Origin of the sequence: Kribbella sp. CA-245084, assembly GCF_050942355.1 — a bacterium.
GTDB lineage: Bacteria > Actinomycetota > Actinomycetes > Propionibacteriales > Kribbellaceae > Kribbella.
Genome location: NZ_CP192053.1, coordinates 2,174,208 through 2,189,649, shown reverse-complemented (window position 1 = coordinate 2,189,649; position 15,442 = coordinate 2,174,208). Strand labels below are relative to the sequence as shown.

At 68.0% G+C, this 15,442-nt stretch carries 14 protein-coding genes and 1 pseudogene; 11 read left to right on the top strand and 4 right to left on the bottom strand.

What is annotated here, in order from left to right:
• Positions 1-6 precede the first annotated feature (6 nt).
• The 5 genes from ACQPYH_RS10715 to ACQPYH_RS10695 all read left to right on the top strand — a co-directional run bounded on the left by ACQPYH_RS10715 (position 7) and on the right by ACQPYH_RS10695 (position 5,024).
• On the top strand, positions 7-987 hold the full coding sequence (locus ACQPYH_RS10715) for an ABC transporter ATP-binding protein (protein WP_432889602.1): 981 nt from the start codon (positions 7-9) through the stop codon (positions 985-987).
• Positions 984-2,000, top strand: coding sequence for an ABC transporter ATP-binding protein (locus ACQPYH_RS10710; protein ID WP_432889600.1), 1,017 nt, complete (start codon positions 984-986; stop codon positions 1,998-2,000). Before ACQPYH_RS10715 ends, ACQPYH_RS10710 begins: the two co-directional genes overlap by 4 nt.
• Positions 1,997-2,923 (top strand): ABC transporter permease, encoded by a 927-nt coding sequence (locus ACQPYH_RS10705; protein WP_432889598.1) that lies wholly within the window; start codon positions 1,997-1,999, stop codon positions 2,921-2,923. The genes ACQPYH_RS10710 and ACQPYH_RS10705 overlap by 4 nt, the downstream gene beginning before the upstream one ends.
• Before the next feature lie 3 nt (positions 2,924-2,926).
• Positions 2,927-3,886, top strand: a complete 960-nt coding sequence (locus tag ACQPYH_RS10700) for an ABC transporter permease (RefSeq protein WP_432889596.1) — start codon at positions 2,927-2,929, stop codon at positions 3,884-3,886.
• Positions 3,887-4,031: 145 nt separating this feature from the next.
• Entirely contained in the window at positions 4,032-5,024 is a 993-nt protein-coding gene (locus tag ACQPYH_RS10695; RefSeq protein ID WP_432889594.1) for a 2-dehydropantoate 2-reductase, read from the top strand.
• Here the strand turns inward: ACQPYH_RS10695 and ACQPYH_RS10690 are convergent.
• Complete coding sequence (locus ACQPYH_RS10690; RefSeq protein WP_432889592.1) at positions 4,989-5,897, bottom strand: GNAT family N-acetyltransferase; 909 nt, start codon at positions 5,895-5,897, stop codon at positions 4,989-4,991. The genes ACQPYH_RS10695 and ACQPYH_RS10690 overlap by 36 nt on opposite strands.
• A gap of 80 nt (positions 5,898-5,977) precedes the next feature.
• Between ACQPYH_RS10690 and ACQPYH_RS10685 the strand changes: the two genes are divergently transcribed.
• Positions 5,978-6,850, top strand: coding sequence for an NAD(P)/FAD-dependent oxidoreductase (locus ACQPYH_RS10685; protein WP_432889590.1), 873 nt, complete (start codon positions 5,978-5,980; stop codon positions 6,848-6,850).
• Here ACQPYH_RS10685 and idi read toward each other — a convergent pair.
• On the bottom strand, positions 6,827-7,384 hold the full coding sequence (idi, locus tag ACQPYH_RS10680; protein ID WP_432889588.1) for an isopentenyl-diphosphate Delta-isomerase: 558 nt from the start codon (positions 7,382-7,384) through the stop codon (positions 6,827-6,829). The genes ACQPYH_RS10685 and idi overlap by 24 nt on opposite strands.
• 368 nt (positions 7,385-7,752) lie before the next feature.
• On the opposite strand from idi, the gene tyrS reads away from it, so the two are divergent.
• The 4 genes and pseudogenes from tyrS to ACQPYH_RS10660 all read left to right on the top strand — a co-directional run.
• A complete protein-coding gene (gene tyrS, locus ACQPYH_RS10675) occupies positions 7,753-8,946 on the top strand; it encodes a tyrosine--tRNA ligase (protein ID WP_432889586.1) in 1,194 nt (397 codons plus the stop codon).
• A gap of 4 nt (positions 8,947-8,950) precedes the next feature.
• Positions 8,951-10,135 (top strand): aminoglycoside phosphotransferase family protein, encoded by a 1,185-nt coding sequence (locus tag ACQPYH_RS10670; RefSeq protein WP_432889584.1) that lies wholly within the window; start codon positions 8,951-8,953, stop codon positions 10,133-10,135.
• Positions 10,132-10,953, top strand: coding sequence for an NAD(P)H-binding protein (locus tag ACQPYH_RS10665; protein WP_432889582.1), 822 nt, complete (start codon positions 10,132-10,134; stop codon positions 10,951-10,953). The genes ACQPYH_RS10670 and ACQPYH_RS10665 overlap by 4 nt, the downstream gene beginning before the upstream one ends.
• Positions 10,954-11,060: 107 nt before the next feature.
• Positions 11,061-11,903: pseudogene (locus ACQPYH_RS10660) on the top strand (hypothetical protein); the annotation flags it as partial.
• A 26-nt stretch (positions 11,904-11,929) separates the two neighbouring features.
• Here the strand turns inward: ACQPYH_RS10660 and ACQPYH_RS10655 are convergent.
• Positions 11,930-12,451: an isochorismatase family protein gene (locus ACQPYH_RS10655; RefSeq protein ID WP_432889580.1), complete on the bottom strand. Its 522-nt coding sequence runs from the start codon at positions 12,449-12,451 to the stop codon at positions 11,930-11,932.
• Between the two features lie 155 nt (positions 12,452-12,606).
• Between ACQPYH_RS10655 and gndA the strand changes: the two genes are divergently transcribed.
• Entirely contained in the window at positions 12,607-14,046 is a 1,440-nt protein-coding gene (gene gndA / locus ACQPYH_RS10650) for an NADP-dependent phosphogluconate dehydrogenase (protein WP_432889578.1), read from the top strand.
• Here the strand turns inward: gndA and ACQPYH_RS10645 are convergent.
• On the bottom strand, positions 13,974-15,410 hold the full coding sequence (locus ACQPYH_RS10645) for an MFS transporter (RefSeq protein ID WP_432889576.1): 1,437 nt from the start codon (positions 15,408-15,410) through the stop codon (positions 13,974-13,976). The two genes, gndA and ACQPYH_RS10645, sit on opposite strands and share 73 nt — an antisense overlap.
• Positions 15,411-15,442 lie beyond the last annotated feature (32 nt).

The following is a 15,442-nucleotide window of genomic DNA, read 5'->3' as shown; positions in this document are numbered from 1 at the left end:
AACCTCATGGCTCTGCTTGAAGTAAGGGACCTCAGGGTCTCCTTCGACACCCCGGACGGCACCGTCCGCGCCGTCCGGGGGCTGTCGTACGACGTCGAAGCCGGCCAAACGCTCGCCGTAGTAGGCGAGTCGGGCTCCGGTAAGAGCGTCTCCACCCAGACCATCACCGGCCTCACCCGCGGCGCCACAGTCTCCGGTACGGCGTTCTTCGACGGCACCGACCTGATCACCGCGGACCAGTCGACGTTGCGCCGGCTGCGGGGCGCCCAGATCGGCATGATCTTCCAGGATCCGTTGTCCAGCCTGCATCCGCAGTACCGGATCGGCTGGCAGATCGTGGAGATGATCCGGGCGCACGACCGCGAGATCAGCAAGCAGGACGCCCGGAAACGGGCCGCCGAACTGCTGACCCTGGTCGGCATCCCCCGGGCCGCGGAGCGGATCGACGACTATCCGCACCAGTTCTCCGGCGGGATGCGGCAGCGGGTGATGATCGCGATGGCGATGGCGCTCGACCCGGCCCTGCTGATCGCGGACGAGCCGACCACCGCGCTCGACGTGACCGTGCAGGCCCAGGTGCTGAACGTCATGCGCCGGCTCCAGGAACAGTTCGGTACGGCGATCATCCTGATCACGCACGACCTCGGCGTGGTGGCCGAGATGGCCGACGAGGTCGTCGTGATGTACGCCGGTGCGGTGATGGAACGGGCACCGCGCCGGGACATCTTCTACCGCAACCATCACCCGTACACCCAGGGCCTGCTGGCGTCGTTGCCGGCCCGCAGCGGTGACCGGCTGACCCCGATCCCGGGGACACCGCCGAGCCTGATCAGTCTGCCCAAGGGCTGCCCGTTCGCGACCCGCTGCCCGCACGTGTTCGACAAGTGCCGCACCGAGGCGCCGCCGCTCATCGACGTCGCCCGCGATCCCCGGCACCAGTCGGCCTGCTGGCTACCGCATGAGAACAGCGAGGCGATCGCTTCATGAACGAGGATGTGTTGCTGAAGGTGGAGAACGTCCGCAAGGAGTTCCCCACGCACTCCAAAGAAGTGGTGCAGGCAGTCGCCGGCGTTTCGCTCGAGGTACACAAGGGCGAGACGCTCGGCCTGGTCGGCGAGACCGGCTGCGGCAAGTCCACGCTGGCCCGCTGCATGGCGCATCTGTACGACGTGACGTCTGGCTCGGTGACGTTCGAGGGCCGGGACATCACCAAGCTCTCCCGCAAGGCGATGCGGCCGCTGCGGCGCGACGTACAGGTCATCTTCCAGGACCCGTACGGCTCGCTGAACCCGCGCCGCCGGGTCGGATCCATCATCGGCGACCCGTTCGCGATCCACAACATTGCCTCGGGCAATGAACGGAAGAAGAAGGTCCAGGAACTGATGGAGCTGGTCGGGCTCAACCCCGAGCACTACAACAGGTTCCCGGCCGAGTTCTCCGGTGGCCAACGGCAACGGATCGGGGTGGCGCGAGCGCTCGCGCTGCGGCCCAAGCTGGTGATCTGCGACGAGCCGGTGTCGGCACTGGACGTGTCGATCCAGGCGCAGATCATCAACCTGCTCGCGGACCTGCAGAAGGAGTTCGACCTGACCTACGTGTTCATCTCGCACGACCTGTCGGTGGTCCGGCACGTGAGCAACCGGATCGCTGTGATGTACCTGGGCAAGATCGTCGAACTGGCGCCGACCGACGAACTGTTCAGCCAGACCAGGCATCCGTACACCCGCGCGCTGCTGTCGGCGTTGCCGGTGGCGGACCCGGACACGGCGGACAGTCGCGAGCAGATCATCCTCGGGGGCGACATCCCCTCCGCGACGAACCCGCCGGAGGGGTGCAGGTTCCACACGCGGTGCCCGAAGGCGAGGCTGGACTGCGCGGCCGAGGAGCCGCCGCTCGAGGCCGTGCTCGACGATTCCTGGCAACACCGCACCGCCTGCTTCTACCCGTTGACGGTGGGCGAGGACCTGTCCACCGCCGTACCTGATCTGAAGGCATCATGACCGCTGCCATCGAGATGGTTGATGTCCTCGACGAGCCGAAGGCGATCGAGGGCCGGAGTCCGTTCGTCCTCGCCATGCATCGGTTGCGCAAGGACAAGGTGGCGATGATCTCGCTCGTCGTGATCCTGCTGATCGTGCTGATGGCGATCTTCGCGCCGGTGTTCACGGCGCTCACCGGGCATCCGCCGAACGAGCAGTACCGCGACATCGGGCTGACACCGGACGGCCTGCCGCGCGGGCCGACCGGGACGTTCTGGCTCGGGACCGACGATCTCGGCCGGGACATCCTGGTCCGGATCGCGTACGGCGCCCGCGTCTCGCTGCTCGTCGGCGTGATCGCGACCGCGATCACCGTCGTCATCGGAGTCGTGCTGGGGCTGGCTGCGGGGTTCCTCGGGGGGATCACCGACACCGTCCTGGCCCGGCTGATCGACGTCGTACTGTCGGTTCCGTTCCTGCTGGTGGCGATCGCGCTGGTGTCGGTGACGGGTCCCAGTCTGACCGTCACGGTGCTGGTGATCGGCTGCTTCAGTTGGGCATCCGTGGCCCGGATCGTGCGTGGTCAGGTGCTGTCGCTGCGGGAGCGCGAGTTCGTCGAGGCGGCGCGCTCGCTGGGGGCGGGCGACGGCCGGATCATGTTCGTCGACGTACTGCCGAACGTGATGGCGCCGGTGATCGTCTACACCACGCTGCTGATCCCGGTCGTGATCGTCACCCAGGCGACGTTGTCGTTCCTCGGGCTCGGTCTGCCACCGCCAACCGCGGACTGGGGCGGGATGATCAGCTCGTCGCAGAACTATTACACGACCGCGTGGTGGTTCATCCTGTTCCCCGGTCTGGCGCTGCTGATCACGACGCTCGCCTTCAACCTGTTCGGTGACGGCGTCCGCGACGCCTTCGACCCCCGCGCAGATCGGACCTGAACCATGGCCATGTTCCTGATTCGCCGGATCGGTCACGGGATCCTGGTCCTGTGGCTGATCAGCGTCGCGGTGTTCGGCCTGTTCTTCGTTGCTCCGAGCAACGTCGCGCAGACGCTGGCCGGCCGGCAGGCGACGCCGGAGACGATCGCGCTGATCAAGCACCGCCTCGGGCTCGATCTGCCGGTCTGGAAGCAGTACTTCCACTTCCTCGGCAACGCGCTGAAGGGCAACCTCGGCTACGACTACTACCACCAGGTGGCGGTCACCAAGATCATCGCGCAGGCGCTGCCGATCACGGTGTCGCTGGCGCTCGGTGCGGCCGTGCTGTGGTTGCTGCTGGGCGTGTTCAACGGCGTGATCTCGGCAACGCACCCACGGTCGCTGGCGGACCGCGGACTGACGTTGTTCGCGCTGTTCTTCTACTCGTTCCCGTCGTTCCTGCTCGGGCTGTTGCTGCTGTACTTCCTGTACTTCCGCCTCACCCTCGCAGGGTTCAACTGGTTCCCGGCCGGCGGCTACTCGCCGATCGCCGGCGGCATCGGGCCGTGGGTCCAGCACCTGGTGCTGCCGTGGATCGCGCTGGCGTTGTTGCTCGCGGCAACGTATACCCGGTTGACCCGCGGTTCGATGCTGGACGTGCTCGGCGAGGACTACATCCGGACCGCGCGATCGAAGGGCATCCGGGAGAGCCGGGTGGTCGTGGTCCACGGTCTGCGGAGTGCGCTGACGCCGGTGATCACGCAGTTCGGCATCGACCTCGGTCAGCTGATCGGCGGCGTGGTGGTCACCGAGACCGTGTTCAGCCTGCCCGGGCTCGGTCAGACCGCCGTGGTCGCGATCAACCAGCAGGACCTACCGGTGATCATCGGCATCGTGCTGTTCGCCTCGGCGGCAGTCGTGGTGGCGAACATCCTGGTGGACATCGGGTACGCCGTACTCGATCCACGCGTTCGACTGCATTAGCTCCCGGGGTTCCTTGGTCGGGTTTCGCCCTGGGGTGGTAACCGAAGGACAGGAGGTGTGCGTTCTACCTGGCGGTCTTGGGCGGGCGCCAGGCGGAACCTCCCGAACACCTCCTGTCCTTAGGTACGTCGGCTACGTTGTTTCGGTGAAGATCGTTGTGTACGGCGCCGGCGGGATCGGGTGTTATGTGGGCGGACGGCTCGCGGCTTCCGGGACTCGGGTGACGTTTGTCGGCAGGCAGCGGATGGCTGATGAGGTGGCGGCGCACGGGCTGCATCTGACCGACTATCTCGGTGCGGATCTTCGGGTGGCTGACGTTGACTTCGAGACGACTGCGGCGGCTGCTGCGGGCGCAGATCTGGTTCTGGTGACGGTGAAGTCGGCTGCTACCGAGGGTGCGGCTGCTGAGCTGGCGTCGGTGTTGAAGCCTGGTGCGGTGGTGGTGAGTTTTCAGAACGGCGTACGGAACGGGGAGCTGCTGCGGTCGCGGTTGACCGAGCAGATCGTGGTGCCCGGGATGGTTCCGTTCAACGTGCTCAACCGGGGCGCCGGCGTGTTTCACCAAGGCACCGAGGGGGCGCTCGATGTACGGCGGGATGCCGCGTTGGCGCCGTACTTCGAGGCGTTCCAATGGGCCGGGCTGCCGCTGACGCAGCACGACGACATCCTGCCGGTGCAGTGGGCGAAGCTCCTGCTGAACTTGAACAACCCGATCAACGCGCTGTCCAACCTGCCCTTGCGCGACGAGCTCTCCCAGCGCGCGTACCGGCGTTGCCTGGCCGCTGCGCAGGCCGAGACGCTCGGGATTCTGGAGGTTGCCGGGATCGAGCCGGCACAGTTGCTCGCGGTTCCGATGCACCGGTTCCCGACGATCCTGCGACTGCCCAACTTCCTGTTCCGCCGGGTCGCGTCGAAGATGCTCGCGATCGACCCGCTCGCGCGGACCTCGATGTGGGAGGACCTGGAGGCAGGACGGCCGACCGAGATCGACTACCTGAACGGCGAGGTCGTCCGGCTCGCGGAGTCGCTCGGGCGATCTGCGCCGGTCAACAGCAGGCTGGTCGAGCTGATCCGCGCGGCCGAGACCAATCGCCGGGCCTGGTCAGGAGCTGAGCTGCTCCGGGAACTCCAGCGGTAGGTTCGCGCGGACGTTGATGCTCACCGCGGCGTAGCTGAAGCCGAGGTGCTCGTTGAGCCGTCGCATGTTCGCGTTGCCCTGCTGGGTCCACGTGTAGACCTCACTGATGCCGTACTCGGCCGCCCACGCCATGCTCGTCCGCTTGAGCGTCGACGCGACCGCCTTCCCGCGCCAATCCCGGCGTACGGCGGTGTAGGCAACCTCGGCGCGCTCCGGCTTGTCGGTATCGAGCATCAGCCCGGCCACCCCGATCACGTCATCCCCGACCACAGCCACGAACATCGCCGCCGGCTCGTTGATCCACTCGGTCGCCCACTCCTCCGCCGACACGTCGAGCGGCGTCGGAGTGTCCATGTCCGGGAACGTCGGCAACGCAACCTGCTCGTACGCCGCCGCCCACAGCTCCGGGCGCTCCGCAACGGTCACGATGTCGTACTCCGTCGGTCGCGCGGGCCAAGCTTCGTCGCCTATCCGGCGTACCTGCTCGACCTGACGCCCCGTCTCGACGAAGCCGAACCGCTGGGCGAACGCGAACGATCCCTCATCCTCGACACCCGATCCGACGACCTCGAAGCCCAACGCACCGGCGTGATCCGCCAGCACCTCGAGCAACTTCGTGCCGACCCCGCGCCGGCGCGCCTCGGGCCGAACCCGTGGCGACACGAACCCACGCCCGGCCTCGTCGGAGCTGTCCGCGAGTCCGTTGGCGACGACCTCGCCGTCCAGCACGGCGAGCACCAGCAGGCGCTCCTCCGTCTCCAACTCCCGCAGCTCGGCCACGCTCGCACACCGCTCGTGCGGGAGGACGGCGATACGGACCTGACGCCAGGCCTCGTAATCGGCGTCCGTCGTCACCGGCCGGATCTCGATCATTCGCCCATTAGGCAACCTGCGGTCATCTCATCGCTCGCTAATTTTAGAGTATGAGACGAATCTTCTCGTATATTGATCAGATGGATGTAGCGGTGATCGGTGGGAGCCTGGCGGGACTGCAGGCGGCGTTGACGTTGGGCCGGGCGCGGCGGCGGGTGGTGCTGTTCGACGACGGGCAGCCGCGGAACCGGGCGGCTGAGCACGTACACAACTACCTGGGCGCGGAGGATCCCGCGCCGGGTGAGTTGCTCGCAGCCGGGCGACGGCAGATCGCGGCGTACGGCGTTGAGATCCGGGACGCGCGGGTCGACGACGTGACCGTGAACGATGACGGGTTCGTGGTCGACGGGGTGCAGGTTCGGGCCGTCGTGCTGGCGACCGGGTTGTGGGACGAGTTGCCCGATGTGCCCGGCGTGGCTGAGGGATGGGGCCGGTCGGTGGTGGCCTGCCCGCATTGCCACGGGTGGGAGGTGCGGGATCAGCCGCTGGTGCAGTTGGGGATGCGCGGTACGCCGGATCGCTCGGTCGCGCGGGCGTTGTTGCTCAGCCGCTGGAGCTCGGACGTCGTGCTGTGCACGGACGGAGACGAACTGACCGACGCGCAGCTGGATCGACTGGCCGTTGCCGGGGTGAAGGTGCGGACCGAGCGTGTCGCGGAGGTGTCAGCGCCTCGGGTAGTGCTCGCCGGTGGCGAGGTGCTGGCACCGGAGCGGGTGTTCGTCGTGGTGCGTCAGCATCAGCAGAGCGATCTCGCCGAGCGACTCGGTTGCCAGGTCGCGGACGGAGCGGTCGTCGCGGACGAGGGCGGTCGTACGACGGTGCCTGGCGTCTACGCGGTTGGCACGACGACGGCGCCGGCGCTGCTCGCGATCGGGGCAGCGGGTCACGCGAGCACGGCGGCTGTCGCCGTACACAACGATCTGCTCGAGCTAGATCTGGGCGGCGGGTGGTAGGCGGGTCGGGTCGGCGATCGGCCAGTCGGCCGGCGGTGTGCTGAGCACGTCCAGTTGGAGGAGGCACCAGGGCGACAGGTCGGGGAAGTCGCGCAGTTCGTGCCATTCGACCCAGCGGTACGCCGCGACCTCGGCCGGGTTCGGTCTGGGGTCGCCGGTCCACCTGACCCGGTATACCGGGCAGATCTCGTTCTCGACGATGCCTGTCGGCATCTCGGCGCGGTACCGGAACTCCGGCATCACGAGGTCCACCGAGTCCACGACGATCCCGAGCTCGTCGGCCAGCCGTCGCCGTACCGCCTGTTCGACCGGCTCGTCCGGAAGTGGGTGCCCGCAGCAACTATTGGTCCAGACGCCGGGCCAGGTCGGCTTCTCGAACGCCCGCTGTGTCAGCAGCACGCGACCGGCCGCGTCGATCACGTAGCTGGAGAACGCGAGATGCAGCGGCGTCGCCGCGTGGTGGACCGTTGCCTTCGCCTCGGTCCCGATCGCGTGCCCGCCCTCGTCCACCAGCACTACCCGCTCGTCTCTCACGCGGTGAAGCTTAGGCCCTGTCTGGTGGTCCAGCGCCGTAGCGAGGAGGTGCTCGGTGCGGTGCATCGGCGCGCGGGGGCGAAGGGGTCGATGCGGAGCATCGTCACCTTTGCACCCGTGCGGCGAGGTGCCGTGCCGAGTACCCCGCAGTAGGCGCTGGATCACCAGACAGGGCCTCAGTTGGGTCTGTTAATCTGAGCGCGTGATCAAGCGACGCGTGGCATATCGACCGGCTCTGGGAGGAGCCGGTATTCGGTAGTACCCGCACTCGCTCCACCCAGAGCCTCCGAGGCAGGAACCGTCCGGTTCCTGCCTCTTTCCGTTGCCGGAGGCACTGGCGGTGCCTCGCCGTTGAGAGGAACCCTCACGTGAACTTTGTGATCGAGCGATTACGCCGTACGACCGACACCGTCATCGGCGCAGACGACCTGCGTGAACGGCTGGGCTCCGGACGCCCGCTGCGGATCAAGTACGGCGTGGACTGCACCGCGCCGGATCTGCATCTCGGCCACGCGGTCAACCTGTGGATGATGCGGCAACTGCAGGATCTCGGGCACCGGGTCGTGTTCCTGCTCGGCGACCTCACCACCCGCGTCGGCGACCCGACCGGCCGCTCCGAGACCCGTCCGGTGCTGACGCCATCGCAGATCGACGCCAACGCCGCGTCGTTCCTCGAGCAGGTGTCGCTGGTCCTGCGCACCGACCCCGAGGTGTTCGAAGTACGGCGGAACTCCGAGTGGTACGACGGGATGCCGGTGGCCGAGCTGCTGAGCCTGCTCGCACAGGTGACGCAGGCGCAGTTGATGAGCCGCGACATGTTCCGCGAACGGGTTGCGGCCGGGCGGGAGATCGCCGTGCACGAATTGGTATACCCGGTGCTGCAGGGCTACGACAGCTTTGCGATGGAGAGCGATCTGACGATCGTCGGGTCGGACCAGCTGTTCAACGAGCAGTTGGGACGGCACTTCCAGCAACGGCTGGGTGCGCCGCCGCAGGTGGTGATCACGACGACGATCACGCCCGGAATTGATGGTCGGGCCAAGCAATCCAAGTCGCTGAACAACTACATCGGGCTGACCGACAGCCCGCGGGACAAGTTCGGCAAGCTGATGAGCATCCCGGACGAACTGGTCGAGCCCTACGCACGGGTCTACACCGAGCTGCCGCTGGAGACGGTCGCTGCCCTTGCGGACTCCGCGGCGACGGGTGGTCCGGCGGCCCGCGACGCCAAGCTACGGCTGGCCGCTGCGGTGGTCACGCGGTACCACGGCGCGGGCGTTGCGCGCGCAGAGCTGGCCGCTTTCCGGCAGACCTTCTCGGATCGCGGCCAGCCTGCGGAGATGCCTTCGGTGGTGGTTGCCGGTTCGGCTGCGACCGCCTTCGACCTGCTGCGCGCGGCTCGGCCTGACGACAGCAACTCCGAGCTGCGTCGCCTGCTGCGGCAGGGCGCGGTCACGATCAACGGCGTACGGACGGACGATCCGGCGGCGTCTGTCGATCTCAGTGCCGACGTCGTACTGAAGTCGGGCGCTCGCACTTGGCACCGGATCACGCGACAGTAGGCCGGTGGAATTCAAGACAGTAGAGGCCTTGGTGAGCGTTGGCGCCCGGTACGTCGGCCGGGCGCCGACGTTCGACGTGGAGCCTGGGTGGTGGTCCGAGGTCGAGGCCATCACCCGGCATCTCGATGAACTGCTGGGCGTTCCGACCGTCGTACTGCGCTTGGTGCAGGCGGACGAGGCTGTGATCGGACGCGGCGGGCGGGTCGTGTATCACGTCGAGGCGATGGGCGAGCCGCGTTCCGGCGTACTCGATGAGACTCCGTTGCCTGACTGGGATTCGGTCATCGCGGCGCAACCGCTCCGGTCGACCTGGGCCGAGGTCGGCGGACCGGCTCGGCTCATCGCGTGGGCTCGGAGCGTCATCGGACCAGTCGACGCCGTGCAGGTGAAGACGTGGAATCTGTCGTGTTTGGTGCGGCTTCCGGGCGCGTGGGCGAAGGCGACCAGCCGGTTCTGCAGTGTGGACGCGGACATCATCGAGCATGTCCGGCTGTACGACGACACGCTTGCGCCGGCCGTACTTGCGACGTCGCGTGTCGACCGCTGGTCGCTCCTCGCCCATGCGCCGGGGACGGACTGCTGGGAGCCGGACCGGGCGTCGGTCGAGAGCGTCGTACCTCGTTGGGTCGCGGCCCAGGCTGCTCTCGCCGGCGAGGTGGACGAGCTCGACGCACCTCGGCTGTTGCCGGACGAGTTAGCGGACGAGATCGCGGCGCTGATTCCGCGGGTGGCCTTGTCCGACGACGAGGTGAGCGGGCTGCTGAAGCTGGTCGATCGGCTGCCGTCGATCGTCGGTGAGCTCGAGTCCGCGGGGCTGCCGATCTCGTTGGTGCACGGGGATTTCCATCCGGGGAACTGGCGGTCGGACGGTACGCATCGGGTGATCGTTGACTGGGCCGACACGTTCATCGGTCACCCCGCGACCGACATCAGGCGCCTGCACGATTTCCTGCCGGCGGAGAAGCGCGAGCATGCACGCGAGGTGTGGTCAGCGGCCTGGCGGCGGGAGCTCCCCGGGTGTGAGCCGCTGCGCGCGCTACGGCCGATGAGTGTGCTGGGGCCGCTGACGTATGCGCTGATGTACCAGCGCTTCCTCGACAACATCGAGCCTGACGAACGGATCTACCACGAGGACGATCCGGGGATCTGCCTGCGGTCGGCCCTCGATATGGCAGGCTGCGAGCTATGACGATTCTGGTGACGGGCGCGACCGGCAACGCGGGTGGCGCGGTCGTGCAATCGCTTGCAGAACAAGGCATCCCGGCCCGGGCGCTGATCCGCTCCGCAACCACCCTGCCGAGCGGCGTCGAGCCGGTTCTTGGCGATCTGAACAAGCCGGACACCTTCGCGGACGCGCTGACCGGCGTCAGCGCGATCTTCCTGCTGAGCGGCTACGACCGCCTCGAGGAATTACTCGCGAATGCAGTCGATGCGGGGGTTGGGAAAGTCGTGGTGCTGTCGAGCAGTTCCCTCGACGGCGAGCTGACGAACGCGGTCGCGGCGTACCACCACGCAACGGAAGAAGCAGTCCGCGCGACGACATTGGAGTGGACCTTCCTGCGCCCGAACTCCTTCATGTCCAACACCTTGCGCTGGCTGGACCAGCTTCACGCCGGCGACGAGGTGCGGGTGCAATTCCCTGACGTTGCAGTGTCGACCATCCACCCCCGTGACATCGCAGACGTTGCCGTCCAAGCCCTGCAGGGCTCGTCGGATGGCAAGGTACTGCGACTCACCGGCCCGGTCGCACTAACACCTGTTGAGCAGGTAGCGATCCTCGGCGAAGCCATCGGACGCCCTCTCACGGCGTACCCGATGACCCGCTCAGAAACCCACGACGCACTACACGCCTCAATGCCCGCGCCATACGCCGAAGCCATCGAATCCTTCTTCGCCGACCGCACCATCGACGAAACCTCCGTCAACAACACAGTCACCTCGCTCACCGGCCAACCCGCGCGCACCCTACAAACCTGGGTCCAGCAAAACGCCGCACTCTTCACCTAGTACAGCCCGCACGGTGCTACGCGCGACTCCTTGGTCGCCGTGCTAGGCGCCGCCCCACCCACGCTCCGGCCACCACCGGCGCGGGCTCTCAGCCAGGTCATCCCGGAGTGCCCACTGCAGCCCGGCACATCCCAGCCCACCCAGCCCACTCGGCCGCATCCGCCCCGCCCAACCCCAACCGGCCCCACCGCGTTCCCCCGCAATCCGCCCCACGCCAGTCGCCTCCAGCCGGGGCCCACCGCAGTCAGCCCGACCCCAGTCAGCCGGACCACAGTCACTTCACCTACAGCCGGCTCCACCACAGGCGGTCTGCACCCGGCCGCACCCACTCGGCCGCACCCACCCCGCCCAACACCAGCCGGCCCACCGCGTCCCCCGCAGTCCGCGCCACACCACCCGCCGCCAGTCGGCGTCAGTCGGCGCCCACCGCAGTCAGCACGGCCCAGTTAGCCGAACCGCAGTTACCCACAGTCGGCTCCACCGCAGGTGGTCTGACCCCGGCCAGCCCCACCCGGCCAGCCCCACCCGGCCAGCCCCACCCGGCCAGCCCCACCCGGCCAGCCCGACCCCGTCAGCCCAGCCGGGCCAGTCGCACCCCGGCAGCCCAGCCGGGCCAGTCCCACCCGGTCAGCCCACCGGTCCCATCGCGGCAGACCCAGCCGGCCAGCCCACCCAGTCAGCCCACCCGATCAGCCCGGCACTGCAGTCAGCCCCTGTCCAGCCGTCCAGCAGACGACCGGCTAGCTGTCACCCGCGAGCAGCAGCGAGCGGACCGCGGGCGGCGCACGCAGCTCTCGGCGGTAGCCGGAAAGGATGCGCCGGCGGTCGCCGGAGGGTGGGTGGGGCGGCGCGTAGCACGGCGCGCAGGAGCCGCGCGCAGTACCGCGGTGGGCTCGCGCAGTACCGCGGTGGGCTCGCGCAGTACCGCGGTGGGCTCGCGCAGTACCGCGGTGGGCTCGCGTAGTACCGCGGTGGGCTACTTCAGTGCGTTCAGGTACTCGGTGGTGGTGCAGGCCTCGCCGACGCGGGGGAAGACGTGGGAGACCGCGAACTCGTGTGACGCTGCGTCCAGGCCGGTCATTGCGTCGGTGATGAAGAAGGTTTCGTAGCCGAGGTCTGACGCGGCGCGGCCTGTGGACTCGACGCCGAAGTTGGTGGCGATTCCGGTGAGGGCGACGTTGGCGATCCCCCGCGACTGGAGTTCGGCGTCGAGGGGTGAGCGGCCGAAGGCGCCGATTGCGCGTTTCACGATCTCCAGGTCGCCCGGCTGTGGGACGACCTCGGCCGCGAACGAGCTCCCCTCCGGCTGTACGTCGACACCAGGTCGCTCGACCCGCACATTGACCACCAGCCCACCCGCCGCCCGGGTCGCCGCGGCCAGCGCAACAGACCGCTCGAGCACCACCGGCCCGCTCAAGGGCGCGGTGTCCAGCGCGATGATTCGCGGCATCAGGTCGATCAGGATGAGGGCAGTACGACGGGACTCGAGAGGATTCACGAGCCGAGCCTAAGGTCCGGCCCGTCCACGCCGCCGAGTGAAAAAGCTGCCGCCCAGAGGGAGCTGCTGTCCACCACCTGGCACCCGCTGGACGGTGGGGTTGGCAGGGGCAGCAGACTGGTGCTCGCACACAACTTGAGACTGCGGGAGATTCCATGAGTTCTGCCAAAGCCCAGATCGGTGTCACCGGACTCGCGGTGATGGGTCGCAACCTGGCCCGGAACCTCGCGCGCAACGGGTTCAGCGTCGCTCTGCACAACCGTTCCCAGGCCCGCACGGACTCGCTGGTCGAGGAGTTCGGTTCCGAGGGCGACTTCGTCCCGTCGACGGACCTGGCCGGCTTCGTCGAGTCGCTGGAGCAGCCGCGCAAGGTCATCATCATGGTGAAGGCCGGTGCGCCGACCGACGCGGTCATCGACGAACTGGTGCCGCTGCTCGACGAGGGCGACATCGTCGTCGACGCCGGCAACGCGCACTTCCTCGACACCCGGCGCCGGGAGAGCGCGCTGAAGGAGAAGGGTCTGCACTTCGTCGGCAGCGGCGTGTCCGGCGGTGAGGAGGGCGCGCTGAACGGCCCGAGCATCATGCCGGGCGGTTCGCCGGAGTCGTACGCGGCGCTGGAGCCGATGCTGACCAAGATCTCCGCGCACGTGAACGGCGAGCCGTGCTGCGTGCACGTCGGTCCGGACGGCGCGGGCCACTTCGTGAAGATGCTTCACAACGGCATCGAGTACGCCGACATGCAGCTGATCGCGGAGGCGTACGACCTGCTCCGGCACGTGCTCGACCTCAACCCGTCGGAGCTGGCCGACGTGTTCCGCGACTGGAACACCGGTGACCTCGAGTCGTTCCTGATCGAGATCACCGCCGAGGTGCTCAGCCAGACCGACCCGACCACCGGCGGCCCGTTCATCGACATCGTCCTCGACCAGGCGGAGCAGAAGGGCACCGGCCGCTGGACCGTGCAGTCCGCGCTCGACCTGGGCATCCCGGTCAGCGGCATGGCCGAGGCCGTGTTCGCCCGGTCCCTGTCCGGTGACGTCGTACGGCGGGAGGCGGCGGCCGGCGTACTGCCCGGGCCCGCGGAGGCCAAGCTGGACATCGACCGGCAGGCGTTCATCGACGACGTACGGCACGCGCTGTACTCGTCGAAGCTGGTCGCGTACGCGCAGGGCTTCGACGCGATCCGGGCGGCCAGCGACGAGTACGACTGGGATATCGACCTCGGTGCGATGGCGACGATCTGGCGCGGCGGGTGCATCATCCGGGCGCGGTTCCTCGACCGCATCAAGGAGGCGTACGACCGGAACCCGGACCTGCCCTCGCTGCTCGTCGACGACTACTTCAAGGAAGCAGTCGCCAACGGGCAGGAGGCCTGGCGTCGGGTGGTGGCTGCCGCCGCGACGGTCGGCGTACCGGCTCCGGGGTTCTCGGCGGCGCTGTCGTACTACGACGGCCTGCGGGCCGAGCGACTGCCGGCTGCGTTGATCCAGGGTCTACGCGACCTGTTCGGCGCGCACACCTACAAGCGCGTCGACCGTGAGGGCAGCTTCCACCTGGAGTGGTCGGGCGACCGCTCCGAGAGCACCCAGTAGACGGCTACCGCAGCTACGCACAGGAAGCCGGCCGCTCCGAGGCTCGCCACGTTGAACCCGTGGACAGCATCGGAGTGGGCGGCGACCGTGCCTGCGACTGTGCTGAGCAGCGCAGTCCCGAGTGATGCGCCGACCTGCTGAGAGGTCATCACCATGGCGCCGGCCACCGCAGTGTCGGGGCCGGCGCCGAGCGTCGCAGTGCTGTTTGCGGCGATCAGGACCCATCCGGTCCCCAGACCGACGAGCAAGAACACCGGCATGACGTGCAGCCAGTAGCTGCTGTCAGCCCTGAGCAGCCCGAGCAGTGCGAGCCCTGCGGCGATGGTGAGCAGGCCAGGGCAGATGAGGGACCGCACTGGCGTTTTGGCCAGCAGACGGCTCACCGCACGCACGCCGACCATCAGCCCCACGGTCAACGGCAGGAAGGCCAGACCGGCTTTCACAGGTGAGTAGTGCTGGATGTTCTGTAGATAGAACGTCAGGAAGAACACCGCGGCGAACATGCCGATCGCCAGGCTGAACACGGCCAGGTACGAACCGCTCCGCCTGGGGTTCGCCAGAACCCTCAACGGCAGCAGTGGCGACTTCACGCGGGCCTGCGCGGCCAAGAAACCCGCCAGCAACACCACTCCGCCTGCCAGCGATGCGTACGTCGCCGGTGCGCTCCAGCCGTCCGACTCTGCCCGAGCGAACCCGAACACCACCGCCATCAGCCCCGCGGTCGCCAGCAACGCACCTACTAGGTCGACTCGCACTCCGCTAGCACGCGGGACCGGACGCACGGCGTAAAGGACGCCTCCTGCTGCCAGTGCGGCGACCGGGAGGTTCACGAACATGCACCACCTCCAGTCGAGGTACTGCGTGAGCACGCCGCCGATCAGCACGCCCAGACCGGACGCACTGCCCATCGCCGTCCCGTAGATGCCGAATGCCTTCCCGCGCTCAGCCGGCAACGGGAACGACGAAGCCAGCGTCGCCAACACCGCTGGGGTCAGCAGCGCGCCGAAGGCCCCTTGTAATGCACGTCCGGTCAGCAACATCGCCGGACCGGTCGCAGCACCACCTAGCGCTGACGCTGCCGCGAAACCGGTCAGCCCGACGAGGAGCGCGCGGCGCCGCCCGATCAGGTCGCTCATCCGTCCGCCGAGCAGCAGCAGACCGCCGTACCCGAGCGCGAACAGCGTGATCACCCACTGCCGCGCCGGGTCCGACATCCCCAACGCCCGCTGCATCGACGGCAGCGCGATATTCACGATGGTCAGATCAATCCCGACCATCAACTGAGCTGTGGCCACCGCGCCGAGTGCCCACCACCGCCGCACGTCGAGCTCCGGCGGCGCGATCTGTTCCTTGTGTACGCTCATCGTCATCCTTAAGTGAACAGCTGTAGTGCTAC